The sequence below is a fragment of the Enterococcus pallens ATCC BAA-351 genome, from assembly GCF_000407485.1.
In the GTDB taxonomy this organism is placed as follows: domain Bacteria; phylum Bacillota; class Bacilli; order Lactobacillales; family Enterococcaceae; genus Enterococcus_A; species Enterococcus_A pallens.
The window spans coordinates 380,822-401,314 of record NZ_ASWD01000003.1 but is presented as its reverse complement, the minus strand read 5'-3'; the positions used below and the strand labels follow the sequence as shown (position 1 = coordinate 401,314).

At 38.7% G+C, this 20,493-nt stretch carries 23 protein-coding genes and 1 riboswitch; of the genes, 20 read left to right on the top strand and 3 right to left on the bottom strand.

The genetic code is table 11. The features are described 5' to 3' along the window. Positions 1-66: 66 nt before the first annotated feature. The 5 genes from I588_RS14460 (at position 67) to I588_RS14440 (ending at position 3,933) form a co-directional block, all read left to right on the top strand. Complete coding sequence (locus tag I588_RS14460; protein WP_010759497.1) at positions 67-276, top strand: YqgQ family protein; 210 nt, start codon at positions 67-69, stop codon at positions 274-276. After that, complete coding sequence (locus tag I588_RS14455) at positions 276-1,229, top strand: ROK family glucokinase (protein WP_034694583.1); 954 nt, start codon at positions 276-278, stop codon at positions 1,227-1,229. The genes I588_RS14460 and I588_RS14455 overlap by 1 nt, the downstream gene beginning before the upstream one ends. A gap of 26 nt (positions 1,230-1,255) precedes the next feature. Further along, a complete protein-coding gene (locus I588_RS14450; protein WP_010759495.1) occupies positions 1,256-1,657 on the top strand; it encodes a rhodanese-like domain-containing protein in 402 nt (133 codons plus the stop codon). 118 nt (positions 1,658-1,775) lie between these two features. Then, the gene (locus tag I588_RS14445) at positions 1,776-2,135 is read left to right on the top strand and encodes a DUF488 domain-containing protein (protein ID WP_010759494.1); all 360 of its coding nucleotides are present in this window, start codon (positions 1,776-1,778) and stop codon (positions 2,133-2,135) included. Then, entirely contained in the window at positions 2,128-3,933 is a 1,806-nt protein-coding gene (locus I588_RS14440) for an FAD/NAD(P)-binding protein (RefSeq protein ID WP_010759493.1), read from the top strand. Before I588_RS14445 ends, I588_RS14440 begins: the two co-directional genes overlap by 8 nt. Positions 3,934-3,967: 34 nt before the next feature. On the opposite strand, the gene I588_RS26910 is transcribed toward I588_RS14440, so the two are convergent. Beyond that, on the bottom strand, positions 3,968-4,135 hold the full coding sequence (locus tag I588_RS26910) for a DUF3042 family protein (protein WP_010759492.1): 168 nt from the start codon (positions 4,133-4,135) through the stop codon (positions 3,968-3,970). Positions 4,136-4,296: 161 nt separating this feature from the next. Here I588_RS26910 and I588_RS14435 point away from each other — a divergent pair, with 161 nt between their 5' ends. From I588_RS14435 to tsaD, 8 genes are all read left to right on the top strand, one after another. Continuing rightward, positions 4,297-4,671: a RidA family protein gene (locus I588_RS14435; RefSeq protein WP_010759491.1), complete on the top strand. Its 375-nt coding sequence runs from the start codon at positions 4,297-4,299 to the stop codon at positions 4,669-4,671. 233 nt (positions 4,672-4,904) lie between these two features. Beyond that, a complete protein-coding gene (galE, locus tag I588_RS14430; protein WP_010759490.1) occupies positions 4,905-5,894 on the top strand; it encodes a UDP-glucose 4-epimerase GalE in 990 nt (329 codons plus the stop codon). Positions 5,895-5,906: 12 nt separating this feature from the next. Continuing rightward, positions 5,907-7,388 carry a UDP-glucose--hexose-1-phosphate uridylyltransferase gene (gene galT, locus I588_RS14425; protein ID WP_010759489.1) on the top strand — a complete coding sequence of 494 codons (1,482 nt, stop codon included), beginning with the start codon at positions 5,907-5,909 and terminating at the stop codon, positions 7,386-7,388. A 15-nt stretch (positions 7,389-7,403) separates the two neighbouring features. Then, positions 7,404-8,387, top strand: coding sequence for a substrate-binding domain-containing protein (locus I588_RS14420; RefSeq protein ID WP_010759488.1), 984 nt, complete (start codon positions 7,404-7,406; stop codon positions 8,385-8,387). Between the two features lie 333 nt (positions 8,388-8,720). Beyond that, entirely contained in the window at positions 8,721-9,428 is a 708-nt protein-coding gene (gene tsaB / locus I588_RS14415; protein WP_010759487.1) for a tRNA (adenosine(37)-N6)-threonylcarbamoyltransferase complex dimerization subunit type 1 TsaB, read from the top strand. Then, the gene (rimI, locus tag I588_RS14410; RefSeq protein WP_010759486.1) at positions 9,412-9,960 is read left to right on the top strand and encodes a ribosomal protein S18-alanine N-acetyltransferase; all 549 of its coding nucleotides are present in this window, start codon (positions 9,412-9,414) and stop codon (positions 9,958-9,960) included. The genes tsaB and rimI (I588_RS14410) overlap by 17 nt, the downstream gene beginning before the upstream one ends. Then, the gene (gene rimI / locus I588_RS14405) at positions 9,957-10,409 is read left to right on the top strand and encodes a ribosomal protein S18-alanine N-acetyltransferase (protein WP_010759485.1); all 453 of its coding nucleotides are present in this window, start codon (positions 9,957-9,959) and stop codon (positions 10,407-10,409) included. Before rimI (I588_RS14410) ends, rimI (I588_RS14405) begins: the two co-directional genes overlap by 4 nt. Positions 10,410-10,419: 10 nt before the next feature. Then, on the top strand, positions 10,420-11,424 hold the full coding sequence (gene tsaD, locus I588_RS14400; RefSeq protein WP_034694395.1) for a tRNA (adenosine(37)-N6)-threonylcarbamoyltransferase complex transferase subunit TsaD: 1,005 nt from the start codon (positions 10,420-10,422) through the stop codon (positions 11,422-11,424). A gap of 51 nt (positions 11,425-11,475) precedes the next feature. On the opposite strand, the gene I588_RS14395 is transcribed toward tsaD, so the two are convergent. Both I588_RS14395 and I588_RS14390 read right to left on the bottom strand, forming a co-directional pair. Beyond that, positions 11,476-12,018 carry an ECF transporter S component gene (locus I588_RS14395; protein WP_010759483.1) on the bottom strand — a complete coding sequence of 181 codons (543 nt, stop codon included), beginning with the start codon at positions 12,016-12,018 and terminating at the stop codon, positions 11,476-11,478. Between the two features lie 5 nt (positions 12,019-12,023). Beyond that, the gene (locus tag I588_RS14390) at positions 12,024-12,998 is read right to left on the bottom strand and encodes a nucleoside hydrolase (RefSeq protein WP_010759482.1); all 975 of its coding nucleotides are present in this window, start codon (positions 12,996-12,998) and stop codon (positions 12,024-12,026) included. 21 nt (positions 12,999-13,019) lie between these two features. Continuing rightward, positions 13,020-13,064: riboswitch (PreQ1 riboswitch) on the bottom strand. Positions 13,065-13,214: 150 nt separating this feature from the next. Between I588_RS14390 and argF the strand changes: the two genes are divergently transcribed. The 7 genes from argF (at position 13,215) to I588_RS14355 (ending at position 20,488) form a co-directional block, all read left to right on the top strand. Further along, positions 13,215-14,228 carry an ornithine carbamoyltransferase gene (gene argF / locus I588_RS14385; protein ID WP_010759481.1) on the top strand — a complete coding sequence of 338 codons (1,014 nt, stop codon included), beginning with the start codon at positions 13,215-13,217 and terminating at the stop codon, positions 14,226-14,228. A gap of 271 nt (positions 14,229-14,499) precedes the next feature. Next, positions 14,500-16,191, top strand: coding sequence for an arginine--tRNA ligase (gene argS / locus I588_RS14380; protein ID WP_010759480.1), 1,692 nt, complete (start codon positions 14,500-14,502; stop codon positions 16,189-16,191). Between the two features lie 61 nt (positions 16,192-16,252). After that, positions 16,253-17,200 carry a nucleoside hydrolase gene (locus I588_RS14375; protein WP_010759479.1) on the top strand — a complete coding sequence of 316 codons (948 nt, stop codon included), beginning with the start codon at positions 16,253-16,255 and terminating at the stop codon, positions 17,198-17,200. Between the two features lie 364 nt (positions 17,201-17,564). Further along, the gene (locus I588_RS14370) at positions 17,565-19,403 is read left to right on the top strand and encodes a BglG family transcription antiterminator (protein WP_010759478.1); all 1,839 of its coding nucleotides are present in this window, start codon (positions 17,565-17,567) and stop codon (positions 19,401-19,403) included. A 14-nt stretch (positions 19,404-19,417) separates the two neighbouring features. Continuing rightward, positions 19,418-19,765, top strand: coding sequence for a PRD domain-containing protein (locus I588_RS14365; RefSeq protein WP_010759477.1), 348 nt, complete (start codon positions 19,418-19,420; stop codon positions 19,763-19,765). Beyond that, positions 19,762-20,118, top strand: coding sequence for a glycine-rich SFCGS family protein (locus I588_RS14360; protein WP_010759476.1), 357 nt, complete (start codon positions 19,762-19,764; stop codon positions 20,116-20,118). The genes I588_RS14365 and I588_RS14360 overlap by 4 nt, the downstream gene beginning before the upstream one ends. Positions 20,119-20,134: 16 nt before the next feature. Then, the gene (locus I588_RS14355; RefSeq protein ID WP_010759475.1) at positions 20,135-20,488 is read left to right on the top strand and encodes a DUF4312 family protein; all 354 of its coding nucleotides are present in this window, start codon (positions 20,135-20,137) and stop codon (positions 20,486-20,488) included. Positions 20,489-20,493: the final 5 nt, after the last annotated feature.

Below are 20,493 nucleotides of genomic sequence, written 5' to 3'. Positions count from 1 at the left end.
AAACGGATCAATTTTCTCTGTAAAAAAAGGACATTTACCTGTATAATGTTTGGGGATGTGGATTGAATGGAAAGTTTATATGATGTGCAGCAATTGCTTAAGCAATTTGGTATTTTTGTTTATGTAGGAAAGCGTATTTATGATATTGAACTGATGCAAATTGAACTGAAAAATTTGTATGAGGGACGGTTGATTGATCGTGATACTTATTTAAACGGATGGCGCATTTTAAAAAGAGAGCATCACATTGAAGAAAGTCGGGAAGGTGAGCAATGATGGATAAAAAATTATTGGGAATTGATTTAGGCGGAACAACCGTAAAATTTGCGATTCTAACTCAAAATGGAGAGATACAACAAAAGTGGAGTATTGATACCAATATTTTGGATGAGGGAACACATATTGTACCGGATATTGTTGAATCAATTAACCATCATTTGGCATTATATGAGATGAAGCCTGAGCAATTCATAGGTATTGGAATGGGAACGCCTGGAAGTGTCGATATTACAGAAGGAACAGTTATTGGAGCCTACAATTTAAATTGGAAAACCTTACAGCCAGTTAAGGAATTAATTGAAAAAGGAACAGGCATTCCGTTCTTCATTGATAACGATGCAAATGTTGCAGCATTAGGTGAACGCTGGAAGGGCGCCGGTGAAAATGATCCAGATGTTGTCTTCGTTACACTGGGGACGGGTGTTGGCGGCGGGATTGTCATGAATGGACAGTTGCTTCATGGCGTCGCTGGATGTGCGGGGGAAATTGGTCACATTACCGTTGATCCAGATGGCTTTGAATGTACCTGCGGAAAACGCGGGTGTTTAGAGACGGTAGCTAGTGCAACGGGAGTTGTTCGTGTAGCACGTCAGTTAGCAGAAGAATATGCTGGCGGATCTGAATTAAAAGCTCGTTTAGATAATGGTGAAGACATTACTAGTAAGGATGTATTTGAATTAGCAGCTAAAAATGATGATCTTGCATTGCGAGTTGTAGACAAGGTTACTTTCTACTTAGGTTTAGCCTGTGGGAATATCGGCAATACATTGAATCCTTCAGCGATCATTATCGGTGGCGGTGTTTCGGCTGCTGGAGAATTTTTACGCAGTCGAGTTGAGGCTTATTTTGAACAATTTACGTTCCCTCAAGTTAGAAATAGTACAAAAATTAAATTAGCTGAATTAGGTAATGAAGCTGGAGTGATTGGTGCTGCTTCGTTAGCACGTTAATTTTAAAACAAGAAGGGAAGTTTCGTATGTCATTTTGGTGGACATTAAATATTATTTTATTAGCGGTAATTCTTCTATTCGTAGGGTACGAAGTATTTGTTCGAATTATGGTGAAACGCTCAGCGAAAATGCTGACACAAGAGGAGTTTCAGGCAGGAATGCGCAAAGCGCAAGTTATCGATGTGAGAGAACGGGATGAATTTAATGCTAAGCATATTCTGGGCGCTCGTAGTTTTCCTTATTCTATGCTGAAAGAAACAAAGAGCTCTTTGCGAAAGGATCAACCAATTTATATCTACGATTACAATAAATCAGTAAGTGCGCGAGCAGCTAATTTGTTACGTAAAAGTGGATATACTGATCTGTACATTTTAAAAGGCGGAATTGAAGAATGGCAGGGCAAAGTCAAAAAGAAAAAAATCGACTAATTAATTAAAGCGTGTTGCTAAGAGCAGCATGCTTTTTTGATGTAATTGCTTAACAAAGAGATTGTTTTAAGTTGCACTTTCGGTATTTTTTCTTTACTCTTGAATTGAGGTGAAGGAAATGATCAAAATCAAGCGGGCATACGAAGCGGTCGCCGATGACGACGGTTATCGAGTACTAGTAGATCGTATTTGGCCGAGAGGCATCTCGAAAGAAAAAGCAGCAATCAATGAATGGTTAAAAGAAGTAGCTCCTAGCAATGAATTAAGAAAATGGTTTAATCATGAACCAGAAAAATATACTGAATTTTCTGAGCGATACTTAAGGGAGCTGACAGATGATAAACATCAGGCAGCTTTTAAGCATCTGAAACAAATAACTAGCGAAAATAGTTCGGTTACTTTGATTTATGGAGCAAAGGACAAGGAACACAATCAGGCAATAGTATTAAAAGAAAGGTTGGAGCGGGAAAATGGGTAAAATAGCAGTGGTTGGAGCGGGACCGTACGGATTGATTATGCTAGACCGACTGGTTCAAAATTATCGAGAAAAAGAAAATTTGGAGATTCTGTCATTTGATCCGGACGGGCCAGGTGGAAAAGTCTGGGATCCTCAACAAACGGATACCGTACTAATGAACAGTGTAACGGAGCATGTCACACTTTTTACAGATGATACATTAAATTCTGGAGGAGTAATTGCACCTGGACCGAATTTATATGAATGGAGCAAAAATGAAGCACCAAAATTTATTAAGCAGCAGGTAGAAAAGAACCAGAAAGATTTTCTATCTCAAGCAGCTTCGCTAGGCAGAAATGATTGTTCTCAGCGCCGGTTTTACGGATTGTATCAGCAATGGTTTTTTTCCAATTTACAAGCTCATTTACCTGAGAACATCACGTTAACTTTTTATCAAGAAGCGGTTAAGGATCTGATTATTGAGGATCAAATTACATTAGTTGCTAATGAAAAGCATGTGGTAGATCAAGTCATCTTGGCAACTGGTCATTCTGACAATGATCTATCTGATGAAGAACAACAGTTTTCAATTTTTGCTGAAGAGCAGGGTTTGACCTATCAACCACCGAAAAACCCTGCTAGGGTATCTTTAGAAAATATTCAACCTAATGAAGATGTGATTTTACGTGGCGTAGGGCTTAGCTTTTTTGATTATATCGGGTTACTGCCTAAACACTGGGGAGGAGCTTTTGTAGAAAAGGATCAAAAGGTATACTATCAGCCCTCGGGCAATGAGGGGAAAATGATTATTGGTTCAGGTAGAGGGTTGCCTTACCATGCTCGGCCAGCTAATCAAAAAAAAGCTGGGGAGGATGCCCAACCTCAGCTGTTAACTGACGAGCGACTTGAACAAATTCAGCCAGGTGAAGGCGCTGAATTTTTTGACCTGTTAAGAAAAGAAGCCGAACTTGTCTATTACGAAAAAAAATTAGCAAATACCTCTATTAATGTAGCAGAATTTTTAGAAGCCTATCGCAAGGAAGAGCGAGAGAAAGCCTTAGCGCATTTCAACATTCCTAAAGAATTGCAGCTGGATTGGGATAGCTTAGTGGATCCGGGAAAAGACGTTGCTCCCCAAGATTTCCCAGAGTTTGTTAGAGAATATATGGCAAAAGATATTAAAGAAGCTGAAAAAGGAAATATGACTGGCGCAATTGCTTCAGCGCTGGATACTTTAAAAGAGCTGCAATTGCCGGTGCACAAAATGATTGATCATGAGGCTTTTACCGCAAAGGAATATTGGGAAGAGCTTTGGAAGAAATACAATCCGGAGTATGGATTTTTGACGGTGGGGCCACCAGTTATTCGGATGAAACAATTGGCTGCTTTAGAAAAAGCAGGAATTGCGATTTTCTTAGCACCTGATATGACAGTTGAACGAACTGAAAGTCAGTTTGTCGCCTTTAGTAAACAAAATGAAGCAGTGAAATATAGTGCGAATCATTTAATAGAGGCACGAATTCCATCAACAAACTTTCGTCGAACCTTGAATCCCCTTATCCAAGCGCTAAAGAAACGAGGATACTTAGCACCTCATACAGTAAAAGTAGAAAACGAGGTTCATGAGAGTGGCGCCATACTTGTAAGCCGCAGCACTCATCAGGTCATCGATCAAAAAAATAAAATCTTAGAAAAGCTTTATTGTTACGGAGTGCCAGTAGAAGGTTTAGATTGGTTGAATGCTTCTACACCAAGACCCAAAACAAGTGATCGTATTTTTGAAATGGCAGATCAGATTGTTCTATCGATTTATCAATAATAGCGCAAAAAAAGAAAGCAGATTGCTTTCTTTTTTAACGAGCAATCCGCTTTCTACGGGCTTTTTTTCGATTTTCATCCACTTTTGATTCTTGTTCTTCTAGTGGCTCAATAACTTTTTTCTTAACACCTACTAAAAAGCCGGCAACGATTGCTGCTGTTGCTAAAGTTCCTGTGAAAAATCCTGATGTAAATTTACGCATAACATTAGCCTCCCTTTTATTACTACTTTTATTATGAAACAAAATGAGCAAAATGAAAAGCTAAAAGATTACTTGATCATAATTGTTTAACAAAGCTTGGCTTGTTGTTTGGGAATTAGGTATAATAGTAGTTAGTAAAGCATAAAAAGGGAGAGAAAAAAATGCAGCGTTTAAATTCTGATCAGGCACCAAAAGCTTTAGGACCATATTCTCAAGGAATGGTTACTGGCAATACAGTCTTTTTATCAGGACAGCTAGGGATCGACCCTGCGACAAACCAATTAAAAGATGGCGTTGAAGAACAAGCAAAACAATCGTTAGCAAATATTCAAAACGTCTTATCGACAATTGATCTATCATTAAAGAATGTTGTGAAGGTCACGGTCTTTTTAAAGGACTTAGATCATTTCGCCGCAGTTAACGAAATATATGCGAATCATTTTGAAGAACCTTACCCAGCTAGAAGCTGCGTTCAAGTGGCGAAGCTTCCGGCAGATGCATTAGTTGAAATCGAAGTTATTGCTGAAAAAGCTTAAAAAAAGCAGGTAAATCCTTTAGGGCTTAGGGTTTACCTGTTTTTACGTTTTCTTAGTTAAATGAGCAATTAACTAAGATTTTTTAGGGTCAATCAATGGTTAAATGATAGAAATAGTTGATTCATTAAATTTTACTATCAGTCAAAAGAGTCTAATTCATTGGCAAAATCTCTTGCGTTTGTTTAGTAAATATTTTATAATTTATTTAGTAAATATTTTGAAGGAGTGGAGATATGTCAATCTTAGTTTTAGGTGGGGCAGGATATATTGGGTCGCACACGGTTGATCGGTTAATTAATCAAAGATATTCAGTAGTAGTAGTAGATAATTTGTTGACGGGTCACCGTGATGCGGTTCATCCAGAAGCAGTTTTTTATGAAGGAGACTGTCGCGATCAAGCCTTTATGCGAGAAGTCTTTGAAAAAGAAACAATTGAAGGTGTAGTCCATTTTGCGGCCAGTTCATTGGTTGGTGAATCGGTAGAAAAACCGTTGAAGTATTTTAATAATAATGTTGTCGGGATGGAAATGCTGCTGGAGGTTATGGAAGAATTCAAAGTGAAAAACATTGTTTTTTCTTCTACTGCGGCAACCTATGGTGAACCAGAAGTTTCACCTATCAGTGAAGATACTCCGACAAATCCGAAAAATCCTTATGGCGAAAGTAAACTAATGATGGAAAAAATGATGCACTGGTGTGACAATGCTTATGGCATGCGCTATGTAGCATTGCGCTATTTTAACGTAGCTGGTGCTAAAAGTGACGCTTCGATTGGAGAAGATCATGATCCTGAAACCCATTTAGTTCCAATTATTTTGCAGGTTGCGCTTGGTCAAAGAGAACAGTTGACTATCTTTGGTGACGATTATAATACACCAGATGGCACATGTATCCGTGATTATGTTCAAGTAGAAGATTTAGCCATGGCTCATATTTTAGCGCTAGAGTATTTAAAGGCAGGAAATGATAGTAATGTTTTCAATTTGGGTTCCAATAACGGCTATTCGGTTAAAGAAATGCTGGATGCTGCTCGTGAAGTGACCCAAAAAGACATCCCAGCAAAAATTGGTCCTCGTCGTGCTGGAGACCCTAGTACTTTAGTAGCTTCAAGTGAGAAGGCTAAAAATGTTCTTGGCTGGCAACCGGAATATACAGATATTAAGGAGATCATTCAAACTGCCTGGAATTGGCATGTTAGTCATCCAAGTGGATATGAAGACTAGGGGGGAAGAACAATGGGGATCAGTCAGATAGTTAGAGACTTTGTCAGTCTAGCGATTCATTCAGGAGGCTGGATGGATATGGATCGCGTTTACTTGGAAAATCAAGTAATTGGTTTAATTGGTGAAGATGGTCTAGAGGCAGCTGAGGTTCATCCAGTTGAGATTACTGCAGCTGATTTAGTCCAGCTATTGGTAGAACAGGCAGTAAAAAACCAAGTGATTGGTGATCTTTCTGGTGAAAAAGATATGTTGGAAGCACAGCTTATGGATTTACTGACTCCACCGCCTTCAGTAGTAAATGCCTATTTCGCACAATATTATGCGAAAAAACCTGAGGAAGCTACCGACTACTTCTTCCAATTAAGTCAAACAAATAATTATATCAAGACAAAGGATATTGCAAAAAATATCGTCTTTCCAGCGGAAACTGAGTATGGAACATTAGAAATAACTATAAATCTTTCCAAACCAGAAAAGGATCCCAAACAAATTGCTGCCGAACGCGAAGCGGTTCAAGTAGACTATCCGAAATGTCTTTTATGCATGGAGAATGAAGGGTATAAAGGCAGATTGAACTATCCAGCAAGAACCAATCATCGAATTATTCGAATGAATTTAGATGGCGAAAGCTGGGGGCTGCAGTATTCACCCTATGCTTATTATAATGAACATTGTATTGTTTTATCTGAAGAGCATCGTCCAATGAAGATTACACGGGAAACCTTTGCTCGTTTGTTGAAGATTACAGAAGTATTGCCACACTATTTTGTTGGTTCTAATGCTGACCTACCGATTGTAGGAGGCTCTATATTATCTCATGACCATTATCAAGGCGGACGTCACACCTTTCCGATGGCAGTTGCCCCGGTAGAAAAAGAAATTGAACTGAAATTATTTCCTTCTGTTTCTGCAGGAATTGTAAAATGGCCGATGTCAGTGATTCGTTTACAAAGTACGCAATCGAAGGATTTAGTCGATGCTGCTGAATATATTTTTGAATCTTGGAAACAATATACGGATAAAAGTGTAGATGTTGTAGCATTTTCTGCAGATGGGACACCTCATCATACTATTACACCAATTGCTCGACGTAAGGGAGACTTTTTTGAGTTAGACTTAGTTTTGAGAGATAACAATGTCTCTGAAGCATTTCCTGATGGGATTTTCCATCCTCATCCTGATGTTCAGCATATTAAGAAAGAGAATATTGGTTTAATTGAAGTAATGGGACTGGCAGTTTTACCTCCACGCTTGAAAGAGGAAATGCAAGAGGTTGAAAAATATTTGCTGGATCAACCAAATGAGATGCAGGCATATCATAAAGAATGGGCGGATGCGATTAAGGCTGATTATGCAGTTACTGCTGCAAATGCAGAAGAAATTTTGCAGCAGTCGATTGGGAAAGTATTTGCGCGTGTTTTGGAAGATGCAGGGGTGTTTAAACGAGATAAGGCAGGACAAGCAGCTTTTGCTCGTTTTACTGCTGGATTATAATCAGGAGGAGATGTGATGGCAACCATTCGCGACATAGCGGAATTAGCCGGCGTTTCTCCAGCGACGGTTTCTCGAGTGCTTAATTATGATCCGCAAATATCTGTTGGTTTGGAGACTAAGCACAAAATTTTTCAAGCTGCCGAAGAATTGAATTATACGAAACACAAAAAAAATAGTAAGACTGAAACAACAATTTTACGTTTAGTGCAATGGTACGATGCTGAGGAAGAGCTGGCAGATTTATACTATTTAGCAATCCGTTTAGGTATTGAAAAACGAGCCGAAGAATTGAATATTCAAGTGAAGCGTGAATCATTAACAGAATTGACAGCATTGAAAACGGCAGGTACGATTGCTTTAGGAAAGTTTGATACGGAACAGATAAAGCAAATTCGTGAGGTAGATGAAAACCTATTGTTTGTTGATTTCGATGCTACCTCTGAAGGTTTTGATTCTTTGGTAGTCGATTTCAGTCAAAGTGTGGATTCAGTTATCGATCATTTTGTGGCAAAAGGTCATGAGAATATCGGAATTTTAGCTGGAATTGAGCATACGAAGCAAAACCATCAACCAATTCCTGATCCGCGTTTAGCAGCTTTTGAACAAAAAATGCGGCAGTTAAAGCTTTACAAAAAGGAATACGTATTGCAGGCTGAGTTTAGTGTTGAAGCTGGAAAAGCAGCTGTAACAACTTTTTTGCAACAAGAATCCAAGTTGCCTACAGCTCTGTTTGCCTCTAGTGATGCTTTGGCTATAGGTGCTATGCAGGCAATTCAAGCAGCCGGAATGAATATTCCAGAAGAGATTTCGATTATTGGCTTTAACGATATCAGTGTAGCGAAATATGTTTCACCGAAGCTGTCGACAGTGAAAGTAGAAACTGAGTGGATGGGTGAGTTAGCTGTATCCACCCTTTTGGAATTAGCCAAAGAATGTGCACCAGTACCAAGAAAAATTATGCTGGGAACGAAGCTGGTTCTGCGAGAGTCAACTCAATAGAAAAGGAAGCCTGAGAATTTTGCTAAGAAAAGCAATTCTTGGGTTTCTTTTTACTATTGAAAATACGAGAAGATATAAGATGTTTATTTTCTAAAAAGTATTCTGTTTATGTGAATAGAAAATTGTTCTTATTAGTACTATTTTCAAATAAAGAGATTATGCAAATTGATTTACTGAATTAAAAGGTTAAAACAAGCAATTTTAAACGAATTAGTTTCCGAAGAAGAAAAATGGTTAGAAAACAAGCGATTCTTTAAATAAATAAGGTACAGCTATATTGAAAAAAGTTTTTATGGTAAAATGTGGCTATCTGAAAGCGGGGAATCAATTAATATGAAAATCTTAGCATTCGATACGTCGAATCAAACTTTAGCTGTGGCAGTTTTAGAAAATCAGCAAACAATTGCAGAATTTCAGCTGAACCGCAAGATGAATCACAGCTTAACTTTGATGCCAGCCATTGAACACGTGATGAAAGTGAGTGGTTTGACACCAAAGGATTTGGATCGTATTGTCGTAGCTCAAGGACCAGGTTCTTATACAGGAATTCGGATTGCGGTGACAACTGCTAAAACATTAGCTAATACTTTAGACATAGAACTAGTTGGTGTTTCCAGCTTAAAATCATTGGCTGCTAATACAAACGATTCTCGTTTGATTGTTCCAATTATGGATGCTCGCAGGAATAATGTATATACTGGCGTTTACCAATGGGAAAACGGGCAACTAAATACGATTATCAGTGATCAACATATAGCATTAGAAAGTTTATTGAGTGAAATCAAGGAGACTGCAATTTTTGTTGGTGAAACTGAAAAGTTTGCAGAACAGATTCGAGCAGCACTTCCTACTGCTGAAATTAAAGTAGATGACCGAATAAATCTTCCCAACGGTGTTACGTTAGGACAACTGGGCAGCTATGCTGAACCGATAGCAGATGTTCAAGGTTTTGTCCCAGCGTATTTGAAGCGGGTAGAAGCGGAGGAGAAGTGGCTGCAAACGCATCAGCCAGGGGACGAGAATTATGTTGAAAAAATTTAGCGGCCTGATCCGCACGGTGGTGAAACGTAAGCAGCAGCCTTTTGTGGCTCGTACGGTCAACATAAAGGAGCAAGAGTATCTGCTGCGAAGTATTGCTGATTATGACATTAAAGAATTGATTGCATTGGAAAAGGACGTTTATTTAGGTGAAGTGCCTTGGACTAAGAGTGCTTTTTTGGCAGAAATACATTCGCCGATTCCTCATTTATATGTTTGTTTAACCTATCAGGAAGAACTAGTGTCTTTTATCGGGGCTCGTTTAGTTGGGAACGATGCCCATATTACCAATGTGGCTACCAAGCGAGTATTTCAAGGCAAGGGTTTAGGAACCTTTTTGATTGACGAAGTGGAACAGTTCGCTATAATAAAAGGCTGTATCACGATGTCTTTGGAAGTACGCATTAGTAATAAAGATGCTCAGCGTTTGTATCGTCGCTTAGGTTTTGAAGGACATAAGATCCGAAGAAATTACTATATCGAAAATAATGAAGACGCATTAGAAATGGTCAAGCATTTAAAGGAAGAAAAATGAGCAATAACCTTGATTTAAACCAATTATCACAGCAGTTGTGGCAAATTAATGCTGCTGCGTATGGTGGCAGTTCTCCTTGGACCGTCACGGAGTTTCTAACGGATCTGCAGCAAACGCATAGTCATTATTTGTTGGAGGGAAACTCTACACCTATTGCTTTTTTAGGATTTCATCAGGTACTAGATGAAATCGAAATTACCAATATCGCAACGTTGCCTGATTACAAACGGCAGGGACTAGCTGAAAAATTGTTTAATCAGCTTTTTGAGCATGCGGATATCGAAAAGATTCAACAGATATTTTTAGAGGTGCGGGCTTCCAATTTGGCTGCACGTTGTCTTTATGAAAAAATGCATTTCCAAGTAATCGGTGAAAGGAAAAATTATTATCATTCACCAGAAGAAAATGCACTTATTATGAAATGGAAGGCAGGGAACACCTACGGATAAGAATGAATATATATTAGCTATTGAAAGCAGCTGTGATGAAACAAGTGTGGCTGTGATCCAAAATGGTGAAATTGTACTATCAAATATTGTTGCTTCACAAATTAACAGCCATCGCCGCTTTGGCGGAGTGGTTCCAGAGGTGGCTAGCCGCCATCATGTTGAACAAATTACTCTTTGCTTAGATGAAGCACTTGAGGAGGCGGGAATTTCCCCGGATCGGTTGCAGGCTGTAGCAGTAACTTATGGCCCAGGCCTGGTTGGTGCACTTCTAATTGGCTTAAGTGCAGCAAAAGCTTTTGCATGGGCTCATGGGTTACCGCTAATTCCAGTAAACCATATGGCAGGACATATTTACGCTGCTCGGTTAGTTCAACCATTGGAATTTCCTTTGATGGCTTTATTGGTCAGTGGCGGGCATACTGAATTAGTCTATATGGTTGAAGACGGTTCGTACGAAATTATTGGTGAGACCCGGGATGATGCAGCAGGCGAAGCTTATGATAAAGTCGGTCGGGTCTTGGGACTTTCCTATCCTAGCGGCAAAGAACTGGATCAGTTGGCTCATCAAGGTGAAGATACTTATAAATTTCCCCGAGCGATGCTGAAAGAAGATAATTTTGATTTTAGCTTTAGTGGATTGAAAAGTGCGTTTATCAACCTGGTACATAATGCTGAACAGCGTGGCGAAGTTTTAGATATTGCTAATTTAGCAGCCAGCTTCCAAGCTAGTGTAGTGGAAGTGCTGGTAGCCAAAACCATCCGTGCTTGTCAAACCTATCCAGTCAAACAATTGGTGATTGCTGGCGGAGTAGCTGCTAATCAAGGCTTGCGTGAAGGGATGACTCAAGCTTTGGCTGAGGAATTACCAGGGATTGATTTGGTTATCCCAGCATTGAAATTATGTGGAGATAATGCAGCAATGATTGGAGCTGCAGCACATGTAGAATTGAAAAAACAGCACGTGGCCGAAATGGACTTAAATGCTGTTCCAAGTTTAGCTTTTCAACACATTTAATAAAAAAACTGGTACCTTTATCTAAAATGGATGAAGGTACCAGCTTTTTATTTAAGAAACAATTTTCCGGTAACGTGGCAGAGCTTTTACTGCACTAATCACTAAGCTAACTGCTAATAATTTGTCCAAATAATCCGTACCGATTTGAACCAAAAAAACACTCAAGGTTTGATTAACTCCTAGTCCATGAATCACTTGAACCAGTAAACTAGAGCCTGAAGAGGTAATTCCGCCAAAAAGAAGGACAGTAATCAAAGCAGCTATCAATGTTCCGGGCAGTGTAATTAACAAAGCCTTCAATGGCAATGACCAGCTGGTTCTTTTATTATGAAGCAAAATCCCAGACATCAAACCAATACATAGTTGAACAGGAGAAAAATACAGAGAAAACAAATCAGAAGTTATGCCAGTGAATAAGGCACTGCACAGACCGGTAATAATGCCAGCCACGGGTCCTAAGATGGTTGCGGCCAAAATAGTACCCACTGTATCTAGATAAATTGGTAAGCGTAGGAAAAGTGCTAAATTTCCTAATACGATATTTAAAGCGATTGCTAAAGCGATAATTGTTAAACGCGGAGCTTGCTTTTTCATTCGTCTCATCCTAACTTTAATAGGTTTAGATCAGAAGCAATTATTGCTTCTGGTGCATCTAAAAGGACGGTTAAAAACTGAGTGAAAAATTTTTTAGTATCAACAGTTTCTAAAACTTTAGAATTTGGTTTGTTTTTCCAAAAGTTGTAACGATCTACTAGAGTCTGACCCACACTGATGCCTTCAGTATCCACAGTTGTATAGCTTTCAAAGCCATCGCAAATTTCTGGAGAAATATAATAAGCGACTGCCAACGGATCGTTGATGACACAACCTAACAAGTGCTCATATTGCCAATGAAAATCAAAATAGAACTTAGTAATCTTTCGTAAATAGTCATAGGTATCTGGATTGATGCGGCGACAATATTCTAAGATTGTGGGATTAAAAACGATCTCCCGTGTTACATCTAATCCAACCATTTCAATTATTTTGCCTAGGCTTTCATAGACTAACTTGGCTGAATCGGGATCACACCAGTAATTATATTCTGCAACTGGTGAACAATTTCCGTGGCTTTTGTAAGTGCCGCCCATGGTAACAAAGCGCTGAATATTTTGACCTAGCTTAGGATTAAGCTGTATAGCGTAAGCAATGTTAGTTAAGGGTCCCAAAGCTAAAACACCGACTGTACGTTTTTTAGCAAAAAAATCGGCTAAGAATGTTTCAGCAGTTTTTTCTTGTGGTTGAACCGTGGATTGTCGGTTAATACCACTTTCGCCTAATCCATCCATGCCATGGGTATCTTGTGCAGACACGTAAGACCTTTTAAGGGGTGCCTCAGAGCCACGATAAACCGGAATATCTAAACGGTCACAACGCTCTAGTACTTTGAAAGCATTGTCTACGCCAATATCCACTGGAGCATTTCCGGCAACAACAGTGATAGCTAAGACATCTAATTCTGTTGACTTGATTGCATATTCTAAAGCTAGGGCGTCATCGATCCCTGGGTCGCAATCAATAATTACTTGTTGCATTTTTTCCTACCTCCTTTGTTGAGATTCTTAGTTTTTTATTCTGGGAAGTTTCCGAACCAGTCCGAGCAAAAGCCCGATTTTAAATGCACCCTCTTATAATAGAGGAAAATCAGAAGATTGAAAAGAGGCATTGCTATTTTTAGAATTATCCGGTATTATGTATAAAAATAAGTATATTTCACATATAACGTTTAAATATGCAAAAGGAGGAACAGGATGAATTCAGTATTTCAAGGGAAGAGCTTTTTAAAAGAAAAGGATTTTACAAAAGAGGAATTACTATACTTGATTGATTTTGCGGCGCATTTAAAGTCAATGAAAAAGCAAAACATAAGCCATCGTTATTTGGAAGGGAAAAATATCGCGTTACTATTTGAGAAGACTTCTACTAGAACACGAGCTGCTTTTACGACAGCAGCAATTGATCTAGGTGCACATCCTGAATATTTAGGCAAAAACGATATTCAATTAGGTAAAAAAGAATCGGTAGAAGATACAGCTAAGGTATTGGGTAGTATGTTTGATGGAATCGAATATCGTGGCTTTTCACAAGAAGCGGTAGAGGCATTGGCCGAATTTTCAGGTGTCCCAGTTTGGAATGGCCTGACTGATCAATGGCATCCCACCCAAATGCTGGCTGATTTCTTAACTGTGAAAGAACAATTTGGTAAATTAGAAGGTCTTACACTAGCCTATGTTGGTGATGGACGGAACAACGTGGCGAATTCCTTGTTGATTACTGGAGCAATCTTAGGTGTTAACACGCACATAGTAACTCCGGAAGAGCTTTTTCCTGAATCTAAATTAGTTGACCTAGCACAAAGTTATGCGACGGAGTCAGGGGCCAAAATTTTAATTACTGCTGATATTGATGCAGGTGTAAAAGGAGCAGATGTTCTTTATACTGATGTTTGGGTATCGATGGGGGAAGAAGCAGAATTTAAAAAACGTATCGAGCTGCTGCTGCCTTATCAAGTTAATCAAGCGATGGTAGACAAAACGGGTAAGGATGAAACGATCTTTTTACATTGTCTGCCCGCCTTCCATGATATAGAAACAGAAGTTGCTCAGGAAATTAAGGAAAATTATGGCCTTGCAGAAATGGAAGTGACTGATGAAGTTTTCCGAGCAGCTTATGCTCATCAATTTGAGCAGGCGGAAAATCGTATGCATACAATCAAAGCGGTAATGGCTGCAACTTTAGGAAATCTTTTCATCCCTGCAGTTTAGTCTTGACTTCTTGCTGCTATCTGGTACTATGAAAGCCAGATAAATGATTTCATCGATGAAAAAGAGAAGTCTATTAGGCAGTTTTTTAGCGAGTCTGGGCAGGTGTGAGCCAGGTAAACTACGATAGATGGCGCACTTTGGAGATGAAACGGCAGCTACCGTTATAGTAAAGCAGGTCGTAAAGACAAAAAGAGTGGTACCGCGGGAAAATCTCGTCTCTGATGAAGGAAGCTTCATCAGGGACTTTTTTTATGCTTAAGGAGGAAATAGGATGAACAACAAAGAGATCGTAGCACAGGCAGTTTACGAAGTAGTCAAAGAGGATTTAACACAAGAAGATGTGGCACGTTTATTAGAAAATCCTAAATCGGCAGATCATGGGGATGTAGCTTTTCCAGCTTTTTCTTTGGCTAAAATCTATCGCAAAGCACCACAGCAGATTGCTGCGGATTTGGCTGAAAAAATTAGTCCAGAACATTTTGAAAAGGTTGAGGTAGTCGGACCTTATTTAAATTTCTTTATGAAGAAAGAGGCCGTTTCAGGTGATGTACTAAAAGAAATTATTGAAGCGGGCAGTCAATTTGGATCTAGTACTATTGGCAATAATGGAAATGTAACTATTGACATGTCATCACCAAATATTGCAAAGCCTATTTCAATGGGCCATTTAAGATCAACGGTCATTGGAAATTCTATCAGTTTAATTTTAAGTAAGGTTGGTTATCAACCAATAAAAATTAACCATTTAGGCGATTGGGGTACTCAGTTTGGTAAATTGATTGTAGCTTATAAAAAATGGGGATCAGAAGAAAAGGTAAAGGCTGAACCAATCAGTGAATTGTTACGTTTGTATGTTCAATTCCACGAAGAAGCAGAAAATGATGCAACATTAGAAGACGAAGCGCGAGCTTGGTTCAAAAAATTAGAAGAAAATGACGAGGAAGCAGTCGAGTTGTGGAAATGGTTCCGCAGCGAGTCTTTAAAAGAATTTAACAAGATCTACGACATGTTGGAAGTTCGCTTCGATTCTTACAATGGTGAAGCCTTCTACAATGATAAAATGGATGAAGTGGTCACTATGCTGGAAGAAAAGCATTTACTAAAAGAAGATCAGGGTGCCGAAATTGTTGATCTGACTAACTACGACTTAAATCCAGCTTTGATTAAAAAATCAGATGGTGCAACCTTATATATTACGCGGGATTTAGCAGCAGCAATTTATCGTAAACGAACTTACAATTTTGTGAAATCATTATATGTTGTAGGAAATGAACAAAGCATTCACTTTAAACAGTTGAAGGCTGTCTTAAAGGAAATGGGCTTTGACTGGTCTGATGACATGAAGCATATTCCATTTGGATTGATTACACAAGGCGGTAAAAAGCTTTCTACTCGTAAAGGTAAAATCATTTTACTAGAGGAAGTATTGAATGAGGCAACGGAATCAGCGTTGGCACAAATTGTTGAGAAAAATCCAGATTTGCCAAACAAAGAGGAAGTCGCTCGCCAAGTAGGTGTAGGAGCCGTTATTTTCCATGATTTGAAAAATGACCGCTTAAACAATTTTGATTTTGAATTGGATGAAGTGGTTCGTTTTGAAGGAGAAACTGGGCCGTATGTTCAATACACTCATGCAAGAGCAATGACGATTTTGGACAAAGCTGAATTTACTCCAAGTACAACGGTGTCGTATAGCTTAAATGATGCAGATAGCTGGGAGATTATCAAACTATTACAAGCTTTCCCTGATATAGTATCTCAAGCAGCGGAGCAATATGAACCTTCTGTTATTGCTAAGCATTCATTGAGATTGGCGCAAGCATTCAATAAGTATTATGCTCATACTAAAATTTTAGTAGAGGATGAACAAAAAGAAGCTCGTTTAGCGTTGGTTTATGCAGTGACAACTATACTAAAAGAAGATTTGCGTTTGTTAGGTGTTCATGCGCCAAACAAGATGTAAAATTTACGACCATCTCATTCAATTAAGAGATGGTCTTTTTAAACGATGAGGGGGAACCAGCTTGAAATTAATTTTAGATTTAGATACGGGAATCGATGATGCTTTAGCATTAACTTATGCATTAGGACATCCAGAAGCAGAAGTAATTGGAGTAACTACAACCTTTGGAAATGTAACAATAGAACAAGCTACATCGAATACTTTAAATTTATTGTCATTGTTAAATAGCCAACATATACCAGTTTTTGAAGGAGCTGCTTTTCCTTGGGGAGCAACCGAATACCAAACAACAGATGATCTACATCGGGTGCATGGCTTCAATGGTGTTGGAAATGTTAAGCTTCCTGAAAGCAAGGAGACAAGAAACACAGAATCAGCGGTTGACTTCTTTTTGCGAGCTGCCAAAACTTATGGCAACGATTTGACGATTGTCACAGCTGGTCCTCTTACTAATCTAGCTGAAGCAATCAAAAAGGATACTGAGGCCATAAGCAAAGTTGGTCATATTGTTATGATGGCTGGGGCTCTAACTGTTCCGGGCAACTTGACTCCATTTGCTGAAGCGAATATTTTAAACGATCCCTTAGCAGCAAAATTTGTTTTCAACAGTGGTGTGCCCTTCACGATGGTGGGGCTGGATGTAACCCTTCAGACTATGATTACACAAAGAGATATCGAACAATGGTCAAATATTCCGACGAAAGCGGCGCAGGCTATTGCTGAAATGACCTCTTACTATTATACAAATGAATACAGTGAAAAAGAATTTGGTGGTGCCTTGCACGACCCTCTAGCAGTAGAAGTTGCTTTAAATCCTGCTATATTGACGCAGGTCTTGCCAATTAACTTGACTGTTGAAACAGCAGGCCCCTCTGTCGGCAGAACGATTGGAGAACTGACTGCTTTAAACAATCCGGTAAAAATGGCAACCGTTGGATTATCAGTGGACAGTCTTGCCTTTTTAGAACGGTTCTTAGCTGTTACCAGTCAGGTTTTATCAAATAATTAACAAAATATAAGTGGAAATAAATGCAGTCGAGAAACGCAAAAACTCGCGAAAAGATTGAACTTTTTGTGAGTAGGACAGTTTCTTGATTGCTTTTTTTCTATAATTTTTCAAAAAATAAATAAAATGAACTTCCCATTTCGTTAGTGCAAGTAGTAAATTAGGTGAGGACAACTTAGTGAAATTAATCATTTGTTGATAGTTGTTTTAATAGGGTTTTCGTCAATCTATTTCATTAAAAACGATACTTTTGGTCAGTTTTTTTTAATTAAAAGGAAGGTCATTGCACTTACCAAAGTGCAATAGGTTTGTATTGCACGACTTTCTATATGAACTTATAGTTACACATGTAAGGAGCTAAAGCAGGATGCAATTATCAAAAAGAGAAATTAAAGTTTTACTACGGCTGCTGGAAAATGAAGATAGTTTAACTACGAAGGAACTAGCCGAATATTTTCAAGTAAGCGTGCGCACAATTAAATATGATTTGGACAATATTCGTCTCTGGTTGAATGATCGAGAGATTATACTTCATGCTCAACGAAGTAAAGGCCTATGGTTTGAATTAACCAAAACTCAACGGCTAACTTTAAAAAACGAGTTATTGGAAGAGGAACGTTTTGAGATTTTTCCTGATCAGAAATTGCGGGTAGAACAAATCGCATTAATGCTGTTGTTTACCGAAGAGGCTACGACAACTAACCAATTAGCCGACTGGTTAGGTGTTTCAAAAAATACTGTCGTTACTGATTTAGAAAAGGTAGAGCTGTTTATTGCTTCCTATCAGCTAGAGCTGAAACGACAAAGCGGACAAGGGATTTGGTTAACTGGTTCGGAAGAGAATTGTCGTTCATTGATGGATTATCTTTTGCATCACAACCTTACAGAATACGATATCTATCAAATCATGAACAGATTAACTAACCATGATCAGCCTAAACAGCCAATTCACATTGGAAAAGGATTACCTTTTTACGAAGTGTACCAAGTAGTTGTCCAACAAACCGCGCAGTTGTTAGACCCAATAGTTACCAACGAGTTTGATTATGCTGAATTGTTAGCGATTACCTTTAGAGTGGCGATTTCCGTTTGCCGCCTACAGCTAAACCATTCAATCGGTACATTTACTATGATGAGCAATGCACAAGAATTGTTAAAAAAGCAGGATATACCCATGATGTTGATGCACGCAGTTTTCAGTGTTTATGACTTGCCGCTGTTCAAAGATGAGTATGAGTATATTTGCAGCGATCGTGCCAAAGAAAATGATCAAGAAGATATTTTGAAGCTGACAATTCAACTGGTTCACAGTATCTCAGAAGAATTGAAGGTATCCTTTAGCGATGATGCGCAATTAGTAACCAATTTATTTGCCCATTTATCTCTACGACTAGGCAAACGGCATCTTTATCCTAATGAGTATAATCCCTTTGTTGAAGATATTAAGTCTTTGCATCCACAGTTATTTACGGCTATTGAAAAGGCCTGTGCTCAGATGCCGGCCACAAAACAACTGATTAATGACTCTTTCATTGCTTATATTGCGCTGCACTTCTTAGTTTATTTTGAAAAGGAAAAATTTGAGCAAGGAGTTGCTCGAGTTGTGTATGTCTGTTCCACAGGATTAGGAGTAACTAATCTGATTCAGCAAAAGATGGAAGAGGAGATCCCTAATGTCGAGATTGTATGTTTTGCTTCGGTACTAAATGCAGCTAGCGTCATCAAAAAATACAAGCCAGATTTAGTTATCAGTATTTTTCCAATGGAGGATTTGAATTGCCCAACGATTAAGGTAAATGCAATTCCTTCAAAAGAGGATATTCAAAACATCAAACGGTTTACACGACAAACACTGGGAGAAAAACGAACACTTTCCAATCCGGTCTCACGGATTCCTGAGTTAAGTTCGGAAGAGTTATCCAGAGAAGTAATTTTAAAAGGGTACGTCATTTATGAGGGATTGAAAAAAATCTTTGGCAAACTGTTGAAGCGCGAAACTGAAGAGGCCTTCTTATTGCATGTCTTTTTAATGGTTCATCGAATCATGTTTAAACATCAATACCAACTGGAAGGCAATGTAAATCCTGATATTCTTTTATTGAATCAAACGCTATTCAAGCAAGCAGAACAATTATTTTCTGAAAATGATTTAGCTGTTAATGAGGCAGAATTAACTGCACTGTTTAATTATGTCGACAACAGATAGAAAGGAGGACCGAAATGCAATTAACTGAAGAAAGCCAAAAAATTCTGCAAAGTAATCCTTATAAAAAGGAGCTGCAGGAGGTTGTTGACTATACAGCACACTTGCTGGAAGACAAGCAAATTTATCCAACAGATCTTCAATGGACCATTTTGATTAATCATTTAAGTGAAATGGTTATTCGAGAAAAAGAAAAACGGGCAATTTTAGAAGTTGATCCAGCGATGTTTTCAGAAGTTTCAGAGGAAGCAATGCTGATTTCTCAGCTAGTAGTTAAAAAAGTTGGCGAATTACCAAAAGACGAAATCTATGTATTATCTATTCACTTTGAAAGTGCAAAACAAAACGAGGAGGAAGCAAAATGATTACAGTAGTGATTGCAGATCGATTAGGTAAAGGACAAAACGTGGCAAAAGGAGTAGAAGCAGCTGGAGGTAGAGCAGTTGTTGTTCCAGGTATGGGTGCGGATATGCGTTTAGGTGATGTAATGCAGCAGGAAAATGCTGATTTGGGTATTTCATTTTGTGGAAGCGGTGGAGCAGGGGCATTAACAGCGGCTACTAAGTATGGTTACACTGAACGTCACGGTATGCGTTCAATCGAAGAAGGCGTAACTGCTATTGAAGATGGCAACACTGTTTTAGGCTTTGGTTTTATGGACCAAGAAGAATTAGGCAAACGGTTAACAGAAGCCTACATTAAAAAATACGGAGAATAAAAAAGGAGCAAGTACAGTGAACACGACAGAGAAAAAGCAACAAATGATTACCGTTAACGGACGAGGAGAAACAAAAGCAGCAGCCTTTTCAGATGCCTTAAATCAAGTACAAAAGCAAGTGCTCAAAGGAACCTCAGACGTGATTTTGAGAATTGAGCCTAAGTCGGTCACTGTACTTGCTGCTGAAGAGCAACAATATACGGAGCGCTTCTTGTTTTTCTTCTTTCCCAGAGAACGAGTAAATTATAGTGTTAAATTGAACGTTGAAGTGGAGCTGTTGATGATTGACATGGCTTCGGTTCCCTTTGAAACGGTCAAACAAGCAGCGCCAGATGCAGTGAATGTACCATTTTTATCAAAAAAAGTGTAAGAGGG